This is a genomic window from Streptomyces echinoruber, assembly GCF_014651135.1.
GTDB classification, from domain to species: Bacteria; Actinomycetota; Actinomycetes; order Streptomycetales; family Streptomycetaceae; genus Streptomyces; species Streptomyces echinoruber.
Map to the genome: position 1 here is coordinate 26,376 of NZ_BMWH01000002.1, position 18,647 is coordinate 45,022.

Annotated in this window: 16 protein-coding genes; all 16 read left to right on the top strand. The window is 71.6% G+C overall.

Going from position 1 to position 18,647, the window contains the following annotated elements:
• The first annotated feature begins 5 nt into the window (after positions 1-5).
• The 16 genes from IE225_RS03010 to IE225_RS03085 all read left to right on the top strand — a co-directional run bounded on the left by IE225_RS03010 (position 6) and on the right by IE225_RS03085 (position 18,482).
• Entirely contained in the window at positions 6-425 is a 420-nt protein-coding gene (locus tag IE225_RS03010) for a DUF4233 domain-containing protein (protein ID WP_190055724.1), read from the top strand.
• 182 nt (positions 426-607) lie between these two features.
• Positions 608-1,021, top strand: a complete 414-nt coding sequence (ndk, locus tag IE225_RS03015; protein ID WP_190055725.1) for a nucleoside-diphosphate kinase — start codon at positions 608-610, stop codon at positions 1,019-1,021.
• A 302-nt stretch (positions 1,022-1,323) separates the two neighbouring features.
• Entirely contained in the window at positions 1,324-2,343 is a 1,020-nt protein-coding gene (locus IE225_RS03020; protein ID WP_190055726.1) for a rod shape-determining protein, read from the top strand.
• Positions 2,344-2,622: 279 nt separating this feature from the next.
• Positions 2,623-3,675: a rod shape-determining protein MreC gene (gene mreC / locus IE225_RS03025; protein ID WP_190055727.1), complete on the top strand. Its 1,053-nt coding sequence runs from the start codon at positions 2,623-2,625 to the stop codon at positions 3,673-3,675.
• A gap of 13 nt (positions 3,676-3,688) precedes the next feature.
• Positions 3,689-4,363: a rod shape-determining protein MreD gene (mreD, locus tag IE225_RS03030; RefSeq protein ID WP_190055728.1), complete on the top strand. Its 675-nt coding sequence runs from the start codon at positions 3,689-3,691 to the stop codon at positions 4,361-4,363.
• 137 nt (positions 4,364-4,500) lie between these two features.
• Positions 4,501-6,753: a penicillin-binding protein 2 gene (mrdA, locus tag IE225_RS03035; protein ID WP_190055729.1), complete on the top strand. Its 2,253-nt coding sequence runs from the start codon at positions 4,501-4,503 to the stop codon at positions 6,751-6,753.
• A gap of 13 nt (positions 6,754-6,766) precedes the next feature.
• A complete protein-coding gene (gene rodA, locus IE225_RS03040; protein WP_190055730.1) occupies positions 6,767-7,963 on the top strand; it encodes a rod shape-determining protein RodA in 1,197 nt (398 codons plus the stop codon).
• Between the two features lie 130 nt (positions 7,964-8,093).
• Positions 8,094-9,623: a CYTH and CHAD domain-containing protein gene (locus IE225_RS03045; protein WP_190055731.1), complete on the top strand. Its 1,530-nt coding sequence runs from the start codon at positions 8,094-8,096 to the stop codon at positions 9,621-9,623.
• A 180-nt stretch (positions 9,624-9,803) separates the two neighbouring features.
• Positions 9,804-10,991: an ATP-binding protein gene (locus IE225_RS03050; RefSeq protein WP_190055732.1), complete on the top strand. Its 1,188-nt coding sequence runs from the start codon at positions 9,804-9,806 to the stop codon at positions 10,989-10,991.
• A complete protein-coding gene (locus IE225_RS03055; RefSeq protein ID WP_190055733.1) occupies positions 10,988-11,389 on the top strand; it encodes a roadblock/LC7 domain-containing protein in 402 nt (133 codons plus the stop codon). The genes IE225_RS03050 and IE225_RS03055 overlap by 4 nt, the downstream gene beginning before the upstream one ends.
• The gene (locus tag IE225_RS03060) at positions 11,386-11,760 is read left to right on the top strand and encodes a DUF742 domain-containing protein (RefSeq protein WP_190055734.1); all 375 of its coding nucleotides are present in this window, start codon (positions 11,386-11,388) and stop codon (positions 11,758-11,760) included. The genes IE225_RS03055 and IE225_RS03060 overlap by 4 nt, the downstream gene beginning before the upstream one ends.
• A complete protein-coding gene (locus IE225_RS03065; RefSeq protein ID WP_190055735.1) occupies positions 11,735-12,361 on the top strand; it encodes a GTP-binding protein in 627 nt (208 codons plus the stop codon). The genes IE225_RS03060 and IE225_RS03065 overlap by 26 nt, the downstream gene beginning before the upstream one ends.
• A 279-nt stretch (positions 12,362-12,640) precedes the next feature.
• The gene (locus tag IE225_RS03070) at positions 12,641-13,951 is read left to right on the top strand and encodes a cytochrome P450 family protein (protein ID WP_190056078.1); all 1,311 of its coding nucleotides are present in this window, start codon (positions 12,641-12,643) and stop codon (positions 13,949-13,951) included.
• 306 nt (positions 13,952-14,257) lie between these two features.
• The gene (locus IE225_RS03075; protein ID WP_190055736.1) at positions 14,258-15,520 is read left to right on the top strand and encodes a cytochrome P450; all 1,263 of its coding nucleotides are present in this window, start codon (positions 14,258-14,260) and stop codon (positions 15,518-15,520) included.
• Positions 15,521-15,561: 41 nt separating this feature from the next.
• Positions 15,562-16,317 carry an enoyl-CoA hydratase/isomerase family protein gene (locus IE225_RS03080; RefSeq protein WP_373303132.1) on the top strand — a complete coding sequence of 252 codons (756 nt, stop codon included), beginning with the start codon at positions 15,562-15,564 and terminating at the stop codon, positions 16,315-16,317.
• Between the two features lie 221 nt (positions 16,318-16,538).
• Positions 16,539-18,482, top strand: coding sequence for a TIGR03960 family B12-binding radical SAM protein (locus tag IE225_RS03085; protein ID WP_190055738.1), 1,944 nt, complete (start codon positions 16,539-16,541; stop codon positions 18,480-18,482).
• The last annotated feature ends 165 nt before the right edge of the window (positions 18,483-18,647 follow it).

An 18,647-nucleotide genomic window follows, 5' to 3' on the forward strand; every position in this document is an offset into this window, starting at 1 on the left:
CCGCCGTGCGCACGCTGTGCTCCTCGACGCTGATCGGCGAGTTCTTCATCGTCGGCTTCGCCGGCCTGGTCGCCATGAAGGACCCGGATTTGTCCATGACGGCCGTGTGGACGGTCAGCGGCATCGCCATGGCCCTGTGCGTGCTGCTGTGCGGCCTGGTGACCCGCCCCGGTGGTGTCGCCCTCGGCTGGGCCCTGCAGCTCGCGCTGATCGCCTCCGGCTTCGTCGTCCCGACGATGTTCTTCCTCGGCGTCGTCTTCGCCGCCCTGTGGTGGGCCTCCGTCCACTTCGGCCGCAAGGTCGACGAGGCCAAGGCCCGTTTCGCGGCCCAGGCGGAGGCGTCGGGGGCCCCGGAGTCGCCGGGGGCGGCGGGGGCGGCGGAGTCGCCGGGAGCGCCGGGGGTTTCCGGGGCCGACGCCGGGTGACCGCGCCGGGCGACCGCGCGGGGTGACCGTGCGGGGCGACCGCGCCGCGTGCGGCGGGCCGCCGGACGCGGTCCCCGCCCGCGCGGGGGCGCCACCGGAGCGGTCCGGGTGCGACCGCCTCGCCGGAAACCGGTAGCCTCGGGCCATCGCACACTTCCTGGCCTGCAAGGGAGCCGTTCACCATGACCCAGCGCACTCTCGTCCTCCTGAAGCCGGACGCGGTCCGCCGCTCGCTGGTCGGCGAGATCATCAGCCGTATCGAGCGCAAGGCGGACTGGCGGATCACCGCGCTGGAACTGCGCACCCTGGACCGTGCGACCCTGGAGCAGCACTACGCCGAGCACGTGGGCCGCCCCTTCTACGAGCCCCTGATCGAGTTCATGTCCTCCGGCCCCGTCGTCGCGATGATCGTCGAGGGCGAGCGGGTCGTCGAGGGCGTGCGGGCGCTGGCCGGGCCGACGGACCCGATCGCGGCGCCGCCCGGGTCGATCCGGGGCGACTTCGGGGTGATCGTCCGGGAGAACCTGATCCACGCCTCGGACTCGGAGGAGTCCGCCGAGCGCGAAGTGAAGATCTTCTTCCCGGGCCGCGCCTGAAATTTTCACGCCGTCATTTTTCTGACGCCTCGTCAGTTGTGCGGGCCCCGACCGGCCGGGGCGGCCGGGCGAAACCGGCCGCCCCACGGCATATGCGCCCCGATCGGGGGAACGATTGCCTCCATTGGATCGTCTCCACAAGCGAGGCGCCGCGTCGTCTGCTGACAATGGCCAAGACCCTCGCGCAGTGTCCGTGCAGGCGCGTCTACGATGGAAGCCTCACGTCACAGCACCCGCCTCGCCGACCTGAAAAGCCCTCAAAAGCTCGCGGGAAGGCCAGATGAATCCGGATGGGGAACTCTATGTCGTTCATCGGCCGTGACATGGCTGTCGACCTCGGGACCGCCAACACGCTGGTGTACGTCAGGGGTCGCGGGATCGTGCTCAACGAGCCGTCCGTCGTCGCGATCAACACCAACACCGGTGGCATCCTCGCGGTCGGCGCGGAAGCGAAGAAGATGATCGGACGGACGCCTGGCAACATCGTGGCCGTGCGTCCGCTGAAGGACGGCGTCATCGCCGACTTCGAGATCACCGAGCGGATGCTCCGCTACTTCATCCTCAAGGTCCACAAGCGGCGCTATCTGGCGCGGCCGCGGGTCGTGGTGTGCGTGCCCTCGGGCATCACCGGGGTGGAGCGCCGGGCCGTCATCGAGGCCTCCTCCCAGGCCGGCGCCCGGCAGGTGCACATCATCGAGGAGCCCATGGCCGCCGCCATCGGCGCCGGCCTGCCGGTCCACGAGGCCACGGGCAACATGGTGGTGGACATCGGCGGCGGCACCACGGAGGTCGCGGTCATCTCCCTCGGCGGCATCGTCACCGCGCAGTCCATCCGCGTCGCCGGTGACGAGCTGGACAACGCGATCATCCAGTACGTGAAGAAGGAGTACAGCCTGCTGCTGGGTGAGCGCACGGCCGAGCAAATCAAGATCACGATCGGTTCGGCGTACGACCTCGAAACCGACGAGCACACCGAGATCCGCGGCCGGGACCTGGTCTCGGGGCTGCCCAAGACGGTCGTGATCTCCGCCGCCGAGGTGCGCAAGGCGATCGAGGAGCCGGTCAACGCCATCGTCGACGCGGTCAAGACGACCCTCGACAAGTGCCCGCCGGAGCTGTCCGGCGACATCATGGACCGCGGCATCGTGCTCACCGGCGGCGGCGCCCTGCTGCGCGGCCTGGACGAGCGGCTGCGCCGGGAGACCGGCATGCCCATCCACATCGCCGAGGACCCGCTGGACAGCGTGGCGCTCGGCTCCGGCAAGTGCGTGGAGGAGTTCGAGGCCCTCCAGCAGGTCCTGGACGCACAGCCGCGCAGATGAGGTAAATCTTCGGTTCCGCCGTACGAGATGATCTCCTCTCGTACGGCGGACCGTTGATAGGGAGGCATAAGCTCCCCCATGAAGCTTCTCCCTCCTCGACCTCCCCAGGAACCCCCTCCCCCCATGAACCTCCCGCCCCCGTAGAGCTCGCTCCACCGAGTTCCCCGGAGCTTCGCTCCGGCTTCGAGCACACACTTCGAGCACACAGCTCCCCGCAATGAGCCCCGCGCGTCCGGCGGGGGCTTTCCGGATCCGACGAGGAAGGCACGGCCGCCGCACGTGAGGGACACACGAGAGAGCCGGCTGCTCCTGGTGCTGCTGATCGCCATCGCGTTCGCGCTGATCACGGTGGACATCCGCGGCGGGCAGAACTCCCCGGTCGACGGCGCCCGGCGGGCCGCGGCCACCGTCTTCGGGCCCGTCGAGAACGGCGTGTCGTCCGTGGTCGACCCGGTCGGCAACGCGGTCTCCGCGGTCCGGGAGTCCGGGGAGCGGCACGACCGGATCGCCCGCCTGGAGAAGGAGAACGCGGCGCTCAAGGCCCGGCTGGGCAGCGACGACCGCAACCGCAGCCGCCTGAAGCAGCTCGACAGGATGCTGCGGCTGGCCGGCGAGGGGCAGTACGGCCTCAAGGGCGCCCAGGTCATCGCGATAGGAGCGGCGCAGGGCTTCTCCTGGACCATCACCATCGACGCCGGCGCCAACGACGGCATCAAACGGGACATGACCGTGCTCAACGGCGACGGCCTGGTCGGCCGTGTCACCACGGTCGGCCCCGACACCGCGACCGTCCTGCTCGCCAACGACCCGGACTTCACCGTCGGCACCCGCATGGAGGGCAGCGACGAGCTCGGCTTCGCCTCCGGCCAGGGCGACCGCCCGCTGCGGGTGCAACTGCTCAACGGCAAGGCCGAGGTGAAGAAGGGCGACCGGCTCGTCACCTTCGGCTCGCAGGCCGACCGGCCGTTCGTGCCGGGCGTGCCGGTCGGGGTCGTCTCCCGCGTCGACCCCTCCGGCGGCGACCTGACCCGCACGGTCTACGTCACGCCGTTCGTGTCCTTCACCAAGCTCGACATCGTCGGCGTCGTCGTGCAGGCCCCGAAGAAGGATCCGCGGGACACGGTGCTGCCGCCCAAGCCGAAGCCGACGCCCACCCCGACCGTCACCGTGACGGTCACCCCCTCTGCGAGCGCGTCGGCGGCCGGCGAGCAGCAGGCCGGCGAGCAGCAGGCCGGCGAGCAGCAGGCCGGCGAACAGAACGGCCGACAGAACGGCCAAGAGAACGGCCAGCAGAACGGCCAACAGAACGGCGACCAGCAGCAACTGCAGTAGGAGCTGAAATCCCATGCGCGTCAACCGGATGCTGCTCTCCACCGCCCTGGTGGTGGTCGCCCTGGTCGTCCAGGTCAGTGTCCTCGCCCGCCTGCACCTGCCCGGTGCCGTCCCCGACCTGCTGCTGCTCACCGTCCTGGGCCTGGCGATGGTCTACGGCCACGTGGGCGGCGCCCTCGTCGGCTTCGGCGCCGGCCTGCTGGCCGACCTCGCCCCGCCCGCCGACCACGCCGCCGGCCGCTACGCCCTGGTGCTGTGCGTGACCGGCTACTTCGCCGGGCTGATCAAGCCGGAGACCGGGCAGGTGAAGTCCGCGACCGGCCCCATGGCCACCGTGGTCGCCGCCGCGATCGGCTCCACGCTGCTGTACGCCGGCGTGGGCGCCCTGGTCGGCGACACCGCGGCCCGTCATGTCGGCCTGCCCGGGCTGCTGTTCACGGCCGCCCTGTACGACCTGCTGCTCGCGCCGTTCGTCGTGCCGGGGGTGATGGCGCTGGCCCGCCGCGCCGAGAACGACCCGCTCGCCGACACCTCCGCCGTGCAGAGCACCGACATCTCCTCCGGCTGGCTCTCCTCCGGCACCGGCCTGCGCGTCGGCGACCGCGGCGGGCTGACCGGGCTGAAGAACCGCGCCGCCCGCGCCCGGGTGGCCAAGGCCGGGCGCATCAAGGGGGTCAAGCGGCTGTGAGGACAGGGAAGCGGAAGTTCACCGGAACGGGTGAGCCCAACAGGAACCGGGCCGTGCGGGCCGGTCGTTCATCACTCGTCCGCGCCCGTGCGACCGTCCGCACACGTCCGGTGACGCACTGAGAGGGGGAGGCAGCCGTGACCAACATTCCCGAGACCGGGCGGACGCCCCGCGTCCAGACCCGGCTCGTCGTCATCCAGATCCTCGTCCTCTCCCTCCTCGGCACGCTCGGCGCACGGCTGTGGTACCTGCAGATCCGGCAGGGCGCCGAATACCAGAAGGAGGCGTCGGGCAACCACGTCCAGCAGGTCGTCCAGCCCGCCGTGCGCGGCTCGATCCTGGACGCGCGCGGCGTGCCGCTCGCCGACAACGAGACCCGGCTGGTGGTCTCCGCCTCCCGCACGGACCTGCTGAAGCAGAAGGACGACGGCAAGGCGGTGCTGACCAAGCTCGCCGGCGTCCTCGGCATGGACCCGAAGGAGGTGCTGCAGAAGGTCCGGCTGTGCGACGCCAAGACCCCGCAGCCCTGTTGGAACGGCTCGCCGTACCAGCCCATCCCCATCACCGACGAGGCCACCCCCAAGCAGGCCCTGCAGATCCGCGAGCGCTCCGAGGACTTCCCCGGCATCACCGCCGAGCCGGAGGCGGTGCGCCGCTACCCGAGCCCCGGCGGCGCCAACACCGCCCAGGTGCTCGGCTACCTCGGCCCGGTCACCGACCAGGAGATCCAGCAGGCCAAGAACACCGACTCGCCCTACCTGCGCTCCGACCAGGTGGGCCGCTCCGGCCTGGAGCGCCAGTACGACAAGCAGTTGCGCGGCAAGGCGGGCGTGACCCGCTACGAGGTGGACAACCTCGGCCGGGTCATCGGCAAGGCCGAGTCCGACGCCGCCCAGCCCGGCGACAACCTCGTCACCAGCATCGACGCCCGCGTTCAGCGGGTCGCCGAGTACCAGTTGGACAAGGCGATGAAGGTCGCCCGCCAGCAGTACGACAAGGTCACCGGCGAGAAATACAAGGCCGACTCCGGTGCCGTCGTCGTCATGGAGGCCAGGACCGGCCGGATCGTCGCGATGGCCTCCAACCCGACGTACGACCCGAACGTGTGGGTCGGCGGCATCTCCGCCAAGGACTACGCCAAGCTCACCGGCAAGAAGTCCAACTACCCGCTGCTCAACCGGGCCATACAGGGTCAGTCCGCGCCCGGTTCGACGTTCAAGGTGGTCTCCACGGCCGCCGCGGTCGAGGCCGGCTACGACTTCGACGGCCGCTACCCCTGCACCAGCTCGTACTCGGTGGGCGGCCAGGTCTTCAAGAACTTCGAGGGGGAGAACTTCGGTCCCATCTCGCTCGGCCGGGCGCTGGAGGTCTCCTGCGACACCGTCTTCTACGGCCTGGCGCACAGCGAGTGGAAGCGGGACGGCGGCATCAACCCGAAGAAGGGCCGGCCGAAGGACTACTTCTTCAAGGCCGCCCACCAGTTCGGCCTCGGCAAGGAGACCGGCATCGACCTGCCCAACGAGGTCACCGGCCGCGTCCCGGACCGCCAGTGGAAGCAGAACTACTGGAAGGCCAACAAGGACGCCTGGTGCAAGACCGGCAAGAAGGACGGCGACTACGTCCAGAAGATCGCCTACGAGAACTGCCTCGAGGGCAACAAGATGCGCGCCGGTGACGAGATCAACTACTCCATCGGCCAGGGCGACACCCTCGTCACCCCGATCCAGGAGGCCGTGATCTACGGCGCGCTCGCCAACGGCGGCACGATGTACGCGCCGACCGTCGGCAAGGCGATCATCAGCGCCGACGGCAAGCGGGTCACCGAGATCAAGCCCAGGGTCCGCGGTCGGCTGCCGGTCGACAAGCAGACCCTCAAGGGCATGAACGCGGCCCTGGAGGGCGTGATCACCCGCGGTACCGCGGCGTGGAAGTTCCAGGGCTGGCCGCAGGACAAGATCACGCTGCACGGCAAGACCGGTACCGCCGAGGTCTACGGCAAGCAGACCACGTCCTGGCTGGCGACGTACTCCAAGGACTACACGGTGATCATGACGATCGCCCAGGCCGGTACGGGTTCCGGCGCCTCCGGTGAGGCGGTACGCAACATCTACAGCGCCTTGTACGGCGTGCAGGCCGACGGCTCGATCGACAAGAAGAAGGCGCTGCTGCCCACCCCGCAGAAGGGCCTGCCGAAGGTCTCCTCCGACGGCACCATCCCCGCGCCCAGGATCACCGGTGACCCGGCCGAGGAGCAGCAGGCGCACAAGAAGCCCGACGACACCGGCGCGGACCCGCAGCAGACCGCGGCGACCACCGCGTCACCCACCACGGGCAACCGCGACACGCGCAGGCGACCGCGCAGGAGGGGAAGCCGGAGGATGCTCACATGACCGGGGTGCTCGCATGACGGGCAACAGCTTCTCCGTCTCCGGGTACGGGCCCGAGCGGGCCGGCTGGACCCGCATCTTCGCCCGCGACTCGGTGGCCCGGCGGCTGGACTGGCCGATGCTGCTGGCCGCGCTCGCGCTGTCGGTGATCGGTTCGCTGCTGGTGTTCTCCGCGACCCGCAACCGCACCGAGATCAACCAGGGCGACCCGTACTACTTCCTGATCCGGCACGTGATGAACACCGGCATCGGCATCGCCCTGATGATCGGCACGATCTGGCTGGGCCACCGCACCCTGCGCACCGCCGTGCCGATCCTGTACGGCGTCTCGGTGTTCGGCATCCTGCTGGTGCTCACCCCGCTGGGCTCCACGGTCAACGGCGCCCACTCCTGGATCGTGTTCGGCGGCGGTTTCTCCCTGCAGCCCTCGGAGTTCGTGAAGATCACGATCATTCTGGGCATGGCGATGCTGCTCGCGGCCCGGGTCGACGCGGGCGACCGGGAGTACCCCGACCACCGCACCGTCCTGCAGGCGCTGGTCCTGGCCGCGGTACCCATGCTGATCGTGATGCTCATGCCCGACCTGGGGTCGGTGATGGTCATGGTGATCATCGTGCTGGGCGTGCTGCTCGCCTCGGGCGCCTCCAACCGCTGGGTGTTCGGCCTGCTGGCCGCCGGCGCGATCGGCGCGGTCGCGGTGTGGCAGCTGCACATCCTGGACGAGTACCAGATCAACCGCTTCGCGGCCTTCGCCAACCCCGACCTCGACCCGGCCGGCGTCGGCTACAACACCAACCAGGCCCGCATCGCCATCGGCTCCGGCGGCCTGACCGGCGCCGGCCTCTTCCACGGCTCGCAGACCACCGGGCAGTTCGTGCCGGAGCAGCAGACCGACTTCGTCTTCACCGTGGCCGGCGAGGAACTCGGCTTCGTGGGCGCCGGGCTGATCATCCTCCTGCTCGGTGTGGTGCTGTGGCGCGCCTGCCGGATCGCCCGCGAGACACCGGAACTGTACGGCACGGTCGTCGCCGCCGGGATCGTCGCCTGGTTCGCCTTCCAGACCTTCGAGAACATCGGTATGACGCTCGGTATCATGCCGGTCACCGGTCTGCCGCTGCCGTTCGTCTCCTACGGCGGCTCGTCGATGTTCGCGGTGTGGACGGCCGTGGGCCTGCTGCAGTCGATCAAGGCGGAGCGGCCGCTGTCGGCGTGAACCGGACGGGCCGCTCGACCGTGAACCGGACGGGCCGCTCGACCGTGAACCGGACGGGCCGCTCGACCGGAGACGACCGGGAGTGAGCGGGGTGCTGCGGTCCCGGCCTGTTCGCGACTAGATTCTGGTCATGGCGGAGACCAAGCGCGAGATCGAGCGGAAGTACGAGCCCAGCGTCTCCGGCCGGGGCGGACTGCCCGACCTGACTGGTGTCGCCGGTGTCGCGAAGGTCGTCGACAAGGGATCGGCGGAGCTGGACGCCACCTACTACGACACCCCCGACCTGCGCCTGGCCGCCCACCGGGTCACCCTGCGCCGTCGCACCGGGGGCTCCGACGCCGGCTGGCACCTGAAGTTCCCGGTCGCGCCCGGTGTGCGGGACGAGATCCGCGCCCCGCTCTCCGACACGCTGCCGCGCACCCTGGCCGGTCTGCTGCGCTCCCGCGTCCGCGACGCCGAGGTGGTACCGGTGGTGCGGCTGCGCTCGGCGCGCGCGGTGCGCCATCTCCTCGACGCGGACGGCGCGTTGCTCGCCGAGATCAGCGTGGACGAGGTGCGGGCCGAGCGGCTGACCGACGGAGGCGGATCGGCGCGGTGGACCGAGGTCGAGGTGGAGCTCGCCGACGGCGGCGACCCCGGGTTCCTCGACAAGGTGGACAAGCGGCTGCGCAAGGCGGGCCTGGAACCCTCCGCCTCCCCCTCCAAGCCGGCCCGCGCACTGGCCGAGACCGCGCCGAAGGACCGGCCGCCGCTCCCGCAGGCGCCGCCCGCGCCCGCCGGGCGGCAGGACACCGCCGGCCACCACCTCCTGGCCTACGTCCGCGCCCAGCGCGACGACCTCGTCGCACTCGACCCGGCGGTGCGGCGGGACGTACCGGACTCGGTGCACGCCATGCGGGTCGCCACCCGCCGGCTGCGCAGCGTCCTGCGCTCCTACGGCAAGGTGCTGGACCGCCGCGTCACCGACCCGATCGGCGCGGAGCTGAAGTGGCTCGCCGGCGAACTCGGCGCGGGCCGCGACCAGGAGGTGCTCGCCGAACGCCTCACCGCCGCGGTCGCCGGCCTGTCCCGCTCCCTGGTCGTGGGCCCGGTCCGCACGCGTCTGCGCACCTGGTCCACCGCCCGCCGCGGCGGATCGCGCCGCCGGCTCGTCGCCGCCCTCGACGGCCGCCGCCACCTGGCGCTGCTGGACTCCCTCGACGCCCTGCTCGCCGACCCCCCGCTGCTCGCGGCGGCCCGGGGCAAGCCGAAGAAGGTGTTCGGCAAGGCGGTCCGCGAGGACTTCGGCCGGCTGGCCGCCCGCGTGGAGCGGGCGCTGGCGCTGCCGCCCGGCACCGACCGGGACACGGCCCTGCACGAGGCCCGCAAGAAGGCCAAGCGCACCCGGTACGCGGCCGAGGCGGCCGTACCCGTGCTCGGCGGGCGCGCCGCGGAGCTGGTGCGGGCGACGAAGGCGCTGCAGGAGCTGCTCGGCGACCACCAGGACGGTGTGATGGCCCGCGGCGCGCTGCGCGAACTGGCAGCTCAGGCGCACCAGGCGGGTGAGAGCGCGTTCAGCTACGGCCTGCTGTACGGCCGTGAGGAGCGCCGCGCGGCCGAGGCGGAGGCGGAACTGCCGGGGCTGTGGCGCGCGGCCCGTGAATGCAATGCTGTTGTGTAGGTTGTCAAGTAGGCGCTGTTTATTGGCCGTTGGGTTACCCGGGCTTGTTAAGATCATCCCACTTTTACGGAGGCTGACGGCGCGTCATGCGCGGTGCACGGGGGACAGTCTTGAGGGCTCCGTCGCGACGGGGGGTGCCGGCGCGCACCGTCCGCCGCGAGGCGACTTGAAGAGAGTCTCATGACGTCATGGATTCAAGATCCACTGTTGTGGATCTTGCTGGTGGTGCTCGTCACTGCGGTGTTCGCAGTGATGCGGGCCCGGAGAACCAACATGGCGCTGCGCAGAAAGAACAGCGCCCTGCGCGGCGAACTGGACGCGGCCCACCTGGAGAACGGCCGCCTGCACAACCAGCTCACCTCCGTCCAGACCCAGTACGCCGCCGACCTCGCCGAGGTGCGCGCGGACGCCGAGTCCGCCACCAAGGCCGTACTGAAGTCGGCGATGGGCACCCTGCAGTCCCTCGCCGAGGAGCAGCAGGTGCTGCTGGACTCCCTGCTGAAGAAATACGGCGACGACACCGGCGTCCTGGCGGACCTGATGCTCGTCGACCACACCGGCGCCCAGGTCAGCCGGCGCGCCAAGGGCATTTCGGTACTGTGCGGCGGCTGGCTCGGCCGGCGCGAGCGGGCCGCGACCGTATTCGACGTGGCCCGCAGCGCCCAGGGCCGCATCAAGGACTACGACCGGGTCGGCGTCCACTCCCAGGTCAGCGTCTCCATCACCAGCAAGGCCGTCGAACCGGTCGCCGTCGTCCTGGCGGAACTGCTGGACAACGCCACCAAGTACAGCGCCCCGGGCACGCCCGTCGAGGTCAACATCCAGGCCGTGCCCACCGGCGTGTGCCTGATCGTGGACGACGCAGGCGTCGGCATGAGCCAGGAGACCAAGGACCGGGCCGCGGAGCTGCTGTCCGGCGGCACCGTCGACATCACCAGCCTCGGCGACCCGCCCAAGTTCGGCTTCGCCGTCTGCGGCATGCTCGCCGCGCGCTACGGCTTCTCCGTCTCCGCCGACTCCGTCTCCCCCTACGGCGGCGTCCGGGCCGTCATCCGGGTGCCGGAGAACCTGCTGACCACCGAGGTCCCCGAGCCGGACACCGCCGGCCGGGCCACCGCCGCGGCCGAGGCCGCACCGCAGCGCCCGACCCCGGTCACCCCCGGACCCTCGCGGGTCATCGGCACCACCGCGGGCGGCCTGCCCAAGCGGCGCCGCCGCACCGGTCCGGTCGCCGTCGTACCGCCGCCCCCCGCCGCACCGGAGCCGGAGGACACGGGCGAGGTCACGGCCTCACGCCTCGGGGCCTTTGCACGCGGAACGCAGCTTGGGCGGGACATGCCCCTCACGGAAGGACCTCAGGAGCAGTGAATCCCGATCTGTCGTGGGCGCTGAACGACGTGCTGGAAGTGCGTGGTGCCCGCCACGCGATCCTCGTCGCCGCGGACGGCCTGCTGATGCAGCGGTCGGACAGCATCGGCCGGGACGACGCCGAGAAGAACGCGGCGGCCATGAGCTCCATGCAGTCCCTCAGCCGCGCGGTCGCCGGCTTCGTCGGGGCCGGGCAGGGCCTGTGGAAGCAGACCCTGATCGAGTACGACGGGGGCTGGATCTTCCTCATCGCCGCGGGCAGCGGCGCCTACCTGGCCGTCTCCACCGCCCTGGACGTCGACATGGAGGCCATGTCGTTCCGCATGCAGAAGACGGTGAGCGCGCTGGGCAAGGTGCTGAGCGCGGCCCCCCGCCGGACCGCTGGTGCCGACGCATGACCACGCCCGGCGAGGAAGCACCGGTCACCAGCGACTTCGTCCGCTCCTACGTCATCACCGGCGGCCGCCGGCTGCCCTCGGCGGACGAGCTGTCGCTGCACACGCTGGTCACCATCGCCCCGGACCGGACGCTCCCGCTGGGCGCCGGCCCCGAGGTGCGGGCCATCTGGGAGCTGTGCGCGGGCGGCTACCTGTCCGTGGCCGAGGTGGCCGCCCACCTGTCCCTGCCGGTCGGCGTGGCCCGGCTGCTGCTGACCGATTTATTCGAACAGGGGCACCTCCTGCGCCGCGCCGAGCCACCGCGCGCCCAGCACGTTGACCGAGCGACCCTCGAGAAGGTTCTGCATGGACTCGAATCCCTCATCGGCTGAGCCCCCGGGGCCGGCCACGGCACCGCGGCAGGACGGCTCCATCTACGTCTCCAGCGCGGTGACCACCGCGGCGAAGATCCTCGTGGTGGGCCACTTCGCCGTCGGCAAGACGACGTTCATCGGCTCGCTGTCGGAGATCACCCCGCTGCGCACCGAGGAGAAGATGACGCAGGCGTCGGTGTACGTGGACGACCTGCGCGGGGTGACGGACAAGACCACCACCACCGTGGCCCTCGACTTCGGCCGCCTCACCCTGCACGACGACCTCGTGCTGTACCTGTTCGGCACGCCGGGCCAGCAACGCTTCATGCAACTGTGGGAGGACATGGCCCGCGGCGCCCTGGGCGCGCTGCTGCTGGTCGACCCGGCCCGGCTGGAGGAGACCTTCCCCGTCATCGACCTGATCGACGAGTACGGCCTGGAGTACGCCGTCGCCGTCAACACCTTCGACCAGGACCGCCACTACGAGGAGACCGAGATCCGCGAGGCGCTCGACCTGCTCCCGGACACGCCGGTGGTCCACTGCGACGCCCGCGACCCCAAGTCCTCCGGCCGGGCGCTGATCGCGCTCGTCCGCCACCTGCTCGACCGCGCGGCCTGACCCCGGCCGCGCACCCCCGCTCCGGCGTCCCGCACGGACCCGGCCCGGATGCGCACCGGCCGTTGGACCGGCAGCTTCCCGAGGAGCCCCACGGCCCCTCGCCCCGCACGGTCCCGAGGTCCGCGGGGCCCCGCACCCCGATGGCCCCGGACCCGCACGGCCCCGGCCACCCGCACGGCCTCGGGCCCGCCCCGTGCCCGGACGCCCGCCCCCGAACGTTAAGGAAACCCGCCCATGGACCCCCAGCAGACGGCCGCCACCGCCGGCGCCAGATGCCCGATGCACGACGCGGCCTTCGCCGCCGACCCGCGGCAGGTCTACGACCGGCTGCGCGCCCACGGCCCGGCCGGCCCCGTCGAACTCGCCCCCGGAGTGGAGGCCACCCTCGTCGTCCAGCACGAGATGGCGCTGCGGGTGCTGCAGAACCCGACGCTGTTCTCCCGGGACGCCCGCCGCTGGGCCGCCCTGAACGAGGGCCGCGTCGCCCCGGACAGCCCCGTGCTGCCGATGATGGCCTACCGGCCCAACTGCCTGTTCACCGACGGCGCCGTCCACCTGAGACTGCGCAAGGCCGTCACCGACAGCCTCGGCCGGCTCAACATCAGCCGCATCCGCCGCGACGTGGAGCCGATCGCCGACTACCTGATCGACCGGTTCAGCGAACTCGGCCGCGCCGACCTCCTCAACGACTACGCCAAGCTGCTGCCGCTGCTGCTGTTCAACAAGCTCTTCGGCTGCCCCGCCGACATCGGCGACACCCTCACCAGCGCCATGTCCGCCATCTTCGACGGCAAAGACGCCCTGCGCGCCAACGAGGAGCTCACCGCCTGTCTGATGGAGCTCATCGCGCTCAAGCGCCGGCAGCCCGGCGACGACGTCACCTCCTGGCTCATCCAGCACCCCGCCGGCCTCAACGACGAGGAGCTCAAGGACCAGCTGGTGATGCTGATGGGCGCCGGCGTGGAACCCGAGCGCAACCTCATCGGCAACGCCCTGCTCCTGCTGCTGTCCCAGGAGTCCGCCGGTGCCTCCGGCCGCGGCTCGGGCCTGCTGGTGGAGGAGGCCCTCGACCACGTCCTGTGGAACGACCCGCCCATCGCCAACTACGCCACCCACTACCCGGTGCAGGACGTCGACCTCGGCGGGGTGGTCGCCGAGGCGAACACCCCGGTCGTCATCAGCTTCGCGGGCGCCAACAGCGACCCCGCGCTCGCCGAGGCCCGCCGCGCCCGCAGCCGGGGCGCCCACCTCGCCTGGGGCGCCGGCGCGCACTCCTGCCCGGCCAAGGACCCGGCCCAGGTGATCGCCGTCACCGCGATCGAGAAGCTCCTCAACGCGCTGCCCGACCTCACCCTGGCCGTGCCGGAGAAGGAGCTGGAGTGGCGCCCGGGCCCCTTCCACCGCGCCCTGGCCACCCTGCCCGTGCGGTTCAGCCCCAGCCCGGCCACCCGCCTCGCCGCGGCCGCGCAGCACCGCGTGGACCGCCCGGCCGCCGACCGGCCGGCCCCGGTCGCACCGGCCCCGTCGGCACGGAACGAGTCGCGCCGCAAGGGATTCTGGAGCACGTTCCTGGACCTGTTCCGCGTCTGAGACCGCTCAGCGGCCGCTCCACGGCCGTTCGGCGACACACCACGGCCGCGACACGGCCGCTCGGCGACCGAACCACGGCCGAACCACGGCCGCTCGGCGATCGCGTCACGGCCGTGCCGCGGCCTCCCACGACGTCCAACCAAGCCGTCCAACCAAGCCGTCCAACCAAGCCCTCCGGCAACACTACTGACGGCCCGTCATTCATACGGCATGTGACGGGAGCAACACCCAGCGCCGACATGGAAGGGGAGAGGGGAAGGGTAGATTCCGCCGGTAACGGTAGCGCCCAGCCAAAAGGAGCTTCGCGTGACCGCCGTTGGCGACATAAGCGGCACCACCACCGACCGCAGAGCCGTCATCTCCCTTCTCCGCCGCCTGCGTTCCCCACAGGGACAGGCCGACCCCCTCCCCGTCTGGGCGGAGCTGCGCGCCCTCGGTGACGTCGTACCCGCCCCCTGGGGCGGCTACTTCGTCACCGGGTTCGACCTGTGCAACCACGTCCTGCGCAGCCGCGACTGGCTCGTGCCCGACCTGGCCTGGCAGGAACGGCAACCCGACCCCGAGCGCTGGCAGGCCCCGGCCACCCGGGAGATGAGCCGCAAACTGTCCCGGCTCAACCCGCCCGTGCACACGTGTCAGCGCCGGTCCCTGGGCAACCCCTTCGACCGCCGCACCCTCGAGGAACTGCGCCCCCACATCACCGCGCACGTCACCGCCCTCCTGGACGACCTGGAGGCCCGGCTGCGCGCCGACGGCCGCGCCGACTTCGTCACCACCGTCGGCGACCGGCTTCCGATCCACACCATCGGGCACTGGCTCGCCATCCCCGAGCACCACTACGACCACATCGTCGACTTCACCCACCGCCAGGTCCACGCCCAGGAACTCCTGCCCACCAGGAGCGAACTGGAGATCTCCGCCGGGGCCACCCTGGAGATGCGGGAGTTCTTCACCCGGCTCATCGCCGACCGGCGCAGGAACCCCGGCAACGATGTCCTCACCGGCTGGATCCACCACTGGGACGCCCAGTACCCGGACGACCGGCGGGCCGCCGACGAGGTGATCTACGACCTCACCATGTTCCTGACCATCGCCTCCCTGGAGACGACGGCGACCCTGCTCACCAACGCCGTGTGGTTACTCACCCAGGACCCGGCCCGCGCCGCCTTCCTGCGCCGCCACCCCGAGCACCTCGACGACGCCATCGACGAGACCCTGCGCTACGACCCGCCCATCCACCTCAACAGCCGCGTCGCCGCCGCCGACACCCTCCTGGCCGGCATCCCCCTGGCCAAGGACACGATGATCCACGTCCTGTACGGCGCCGCCAACCACGACCCCCGGCGCAACCCCGACCCGCACACCTTCGACATCCTGCGCAAGGGCGGCCACCTCACCTTCGGCGGCGGCATCCACTACTGTCTCGGCGCCGCCCTCGCCCGCCTGGAGGCCCGCACCCTGCTCACCGAGCTGCTGAGACGTTTCCCCACCCTGCGCCCCGCCGCGCCCCCCACGTACGCGCCCCGCATGGTGTTCCGGCGCATCACCTCCCTGGACGTGACGACATGACCGCCCCCGCCCTGACCGACCGGACGCTCCCGACCGACCGGATGCCGAAGACCCTGCACGTCGTGCAGGACGGCCCCGTCCTGCACGTCCGGCTCGACCAGCCCGAGCACGGCAACGCCGTCACCGACGCGATGCTCGACGACCTGCTCGCCGTCCTCGACGACCAGGACCCCGCCGTCCGGGTCCTGGTGCTGTCCGGCGCCGGGGACGACTTCTGCCTGGGCGGCGACCGCACCGAGTTCGCCGGCCACCTCGACCACGACCCGGCCGGCGGCGGCATCCGCCTCTCCGGCACCAAGGCGCGGCGCGTGTGCGACGCCCTGTCCGGCAACCCGGCCGTCACCATCGCCCGGGTCCACGGCAGAGCCGTCGGCGCGGGCCTCGCCCTCGCCCTCGCCTGCGACCTCAGGGTCGGCGCGGACACCGCCGTCTTCCGCCTGCCCGAACTCGCCCTCGGCCTCCCCGTCGCCTGGGGCGGCCTGCTGCCCCGCCTCCTCAACGAGGTCGGCGCCGCCCGCGTCCGCGAGCTCGTCCTCACCGGCCGCACCATCACCGCCGAGGAGGCCCTCCACCTGTCCATCCTCCAGAAGGTCACCACCGAAGCCGACCTCGACGCGGCGGTCACCGCCTGGGCCCGCCCGGTACTGCGCCGCCCGGCCGCCGCCCTGCGCGTGACCAAGGCCCTGCTGCAGTCCCACACCGCCGCGACCCGCCTGGCCGACGCCTCCCTGCTCGACGGCGAGCTGATGGCGGCCGTGTTCGCCGAGACCCACGGCACACGGCGCGGCGGCGCTTAGCACACCCCCGGCACCGGGCCACGGCCGCCCCGCTCCCCACGCGGCGGCCGTGGCCCGCCCCGCACCCGCCGCCGTACCCGCCGCTCCGTACGGCACGGTCAGCCTGGTCGCTGGCCCGCCCCGCACCCGCCGCCGTACGACGGCACGGGGGCCGCGCGGATCGGGTTAGTCTGGATGGTCACCCCTGACAGAAGCCGTCCAGCTCAACGAAGGTCAGCGAGATGCCCGCCGAAGCCGCAGAGTCTGTGCCGTCTGTGTTTCCGCAGCTCGAAGCTCTGCTCCCGCACGTGCAGAAGCCGATCCAGTACGTCGGCGGAGAGCTGAACTCCACCGTGAAGGACTGGCACTCCTGTGACGTGCGCTGGGCCCTGATGTACCCGGACGCCTACGAGGTCGGCCTGCCCAACCAGGGCGTGCAGATCCTCTACGAGGTGCTCAACGAGCAGGACGGCGTCCTGGCCGAGCGCACCTACAGCGTCTGGCCCGACCTCGAGCGGCTCATGCGCGAGCACGGCGTGCCGCAGTTCACGGTCGACGCCCACCGCCCGGTGCGCGCCTTCGACCTGCTCGGCGTCTCCTTCGCCACCGAGCTCGGCTACACCAACCTGCTGGCCGCCCTCGACCTCGCCGGCATCCCCCTGGAGGCACGCGACCGCACCCTCGACGACCCGGTGGTGATCGCCGGCGGCCACGCCGCGTTCAACCCCGAGCCGATCGCCGACTTCATCGACGCGGCCGTCCTCGGCGACGGCGAGCAGGCCGTCCTGGAGATCACCGACATCGTCCGCGCCTGGAAGGCCGAGGGCCGCCCCGGCGGCCGCGAGGAACTGCTGCTGCGCCTGGCGAGGACCGGCGGGGTGTACGTCCCGGGCTTCTACGACGTCGAATACCTCCCCGACGGCCGCATCGCCCGCGTCGTCCCCAACCGCTCCGGCGTGCCCTGGCGGGTCTCCAAGCACACGGTGATGGACCTCGACGAGTGGCCCTACCCCAAGCAGCCCCTCGTCCCGCTCGCCGAGACGGTCCACGAGCGCATGTCGGTGGAGATCTTCCGCGGCTGCACCCGCGGCTGCCGCTTCTGCCAGGCCGGCATGATCACCCGCCCGGTGCGCGAGCGCTCCATCACCGGCATCGGCGAGATGGTGGACCGGGGCCTGAGGGCGACCGGCTTCGAGGAGGTCGGCCTGCTCTCCCTCTCCTCCGCCGACCACAGCGAGATCGGCGACATCGCCAAGGGCCTCGCCGACCGCTACGAGGACGACAAGGTCGGCCTGTCCCTGCCCTCCACCCGCGTGGACGCCTTCAACATCGACCTGGCCAATGAGCTGACCCGCAACGGCCGCCGCTCCGGCCTCACCTTCGCCCCCGAGGGCGCCACCGAGCGCATCCGCAAGGTCATCAACAAGATGGTCACGGAGGAGGACCTCATCCGGACCGTCGCCACCGCCTACGGCAACGGCTGGCGCCAGGTCAAGCTGTACTTCATGTGCGGCCTGCCCACCGAGACCGACGAGGACGTCCTGCAGATCGCCGACATGGCCGCCCACGTCATCCAGAAGGGCCGCGAGGTCTCCGGCTCCCACGACATCCGCTGCACCGTCTCCATCGGCGGCTTCGTGCCCAAGCCCCACACCCCCTTCCAGTGGGCCCCGCAGCTCTCCGCCGAGGAGACCGACGCCCGCCTGGCCAAGCTGCGCGACAAGATCCGCAGCGACAAGAAGTACGGCCGCTCCATCGGCTTCCGCTACCACGACGGCAAGCCCGGCATCGTCGAGGGCCTGCTCTCCCGCGGCGACCGCCGCGTCGGCGACGTCATCCGCGCCGTCTACGAGGACGGCGGCCGCTTCGACGGCTGGCGCGAGCACTTCTCCTACGACCGCTGGATGAGCTGCGCCGCCAAGGCCCTGGAGCCGTACGGCGTCGACGTCGACTGGTACACCACCCGCGAGCGCACCTACGAGGAGGTCCTGCCCTGGGACCACCTCGACTCCGGCCTCGACAAGGACTGGCTCTGGGAGGACTGGCAGGACGCCCTCGACGAGACCGAGGTCGAGGACTGCCGCTGGTCACCGTGCTTCGACTGCGGGGTGTGCCCGCAGATGGACACCCACATCCAGATCGGCCCGACCGGCCGGAAGCTGCTGCCGCTGACGGTCAAGAGGTAGGTTCCAGGACGCGGAGACGCTGCCTCCGGCGTCGGCCCGGGGCTCGATCGCGTCAGGACACCGCGGTACGCGCGCACGGTCACGGGCGCACGGTCACGGGCGCCCGGTCGACCGGGCGCCCGTGGGTGGGTGCGCGTGGATGGGTGCGCGCCGTGGGGTGCGGGG

What these genes read in the sequence shown, in the direction of transcription:
- IE225_RS03065 (WP_190055735.1), top strand. Translation starts at nt 11,735, where the DNA reads ATGGACTCGAATCCCTCATCGGCTGAGCCCCCGGGGCCGGCCACGGCA.
- ndk (WP_190055725.1), top strand. Translation starts at nt 608, where the DNA reads ATGACCCAGCGCACTCTCGTCCTCCTGAAGCCGGACGCGGTCCGCCGC.
- IE225_RS03070 (WP_190056078.1), top strand. Translation starts at nt 12,641, where the DNA reads ATGCACGACGCGGCCTTCGCCGCCGACCCGCGGCAGGTCTACGACCGG.
- IE225_RS03085 (WP_190055738.1), top strand. Translation starts at nt 16,539, where the DNA reads ATGCCCGCCGAAGCCGCAGAGTCTGTGCCGTCTGTGTTTCCGCAGCTC.
- IE225_RS03080 (WP_373303132.1), top strand. Translation starts at nt 15,562, where the DNA reads ATGCCGAAGACCCTGCACGTCGTGCAGGACGGCCCCGTCCTGCACGTC.
- IE225_RS03045 (WP_190055731.1), top strand. Translation starts at nt 8,094, where the DNA reads ATGGCGGAGACCAAGCGCGAGATCGAGCGGAAGTACGAGCCCAGCGTC.
- rodA (WP_190055730.1), top strand. Translation starts at nt 6,767, where the DNA reads ATGACGGGCAACAGCTTCTCCGTCTCCGGGTACGGGCCCGAGCGGGCC.
- IE225_RS03050 (WP_190055732.1), top strand. Translation starts at nt 9,804, where the DNA reads ATGACGTCATGGATTCAAGATCCACTGTTGTGGATCTTGCTGGTGGTG.
- IE225_RS03020 (WP_190055726.1), top strand. Translation starts at nt 1,324, where the DNA reads ATGTCGTTCATCGGCCGTGACATGGCTGTCGACCTCGGGACCGCCAAC.
- mreD (WP_190055728.1), top strand. Translation starts at nt 3,689, where the DNA reads ATGCGCGTCAACCGGATGCTGCTCTCCACCGCCCTGGTGGTGGTCGCC.
- IE225_RS03060 (WP_190055734.1), top strand. Translation starts at nt 11,386, where the DNA reads ATGACCACGCCCGGCGAGGAAGCACCGGTCACCAGCGACTTCGTCCGC.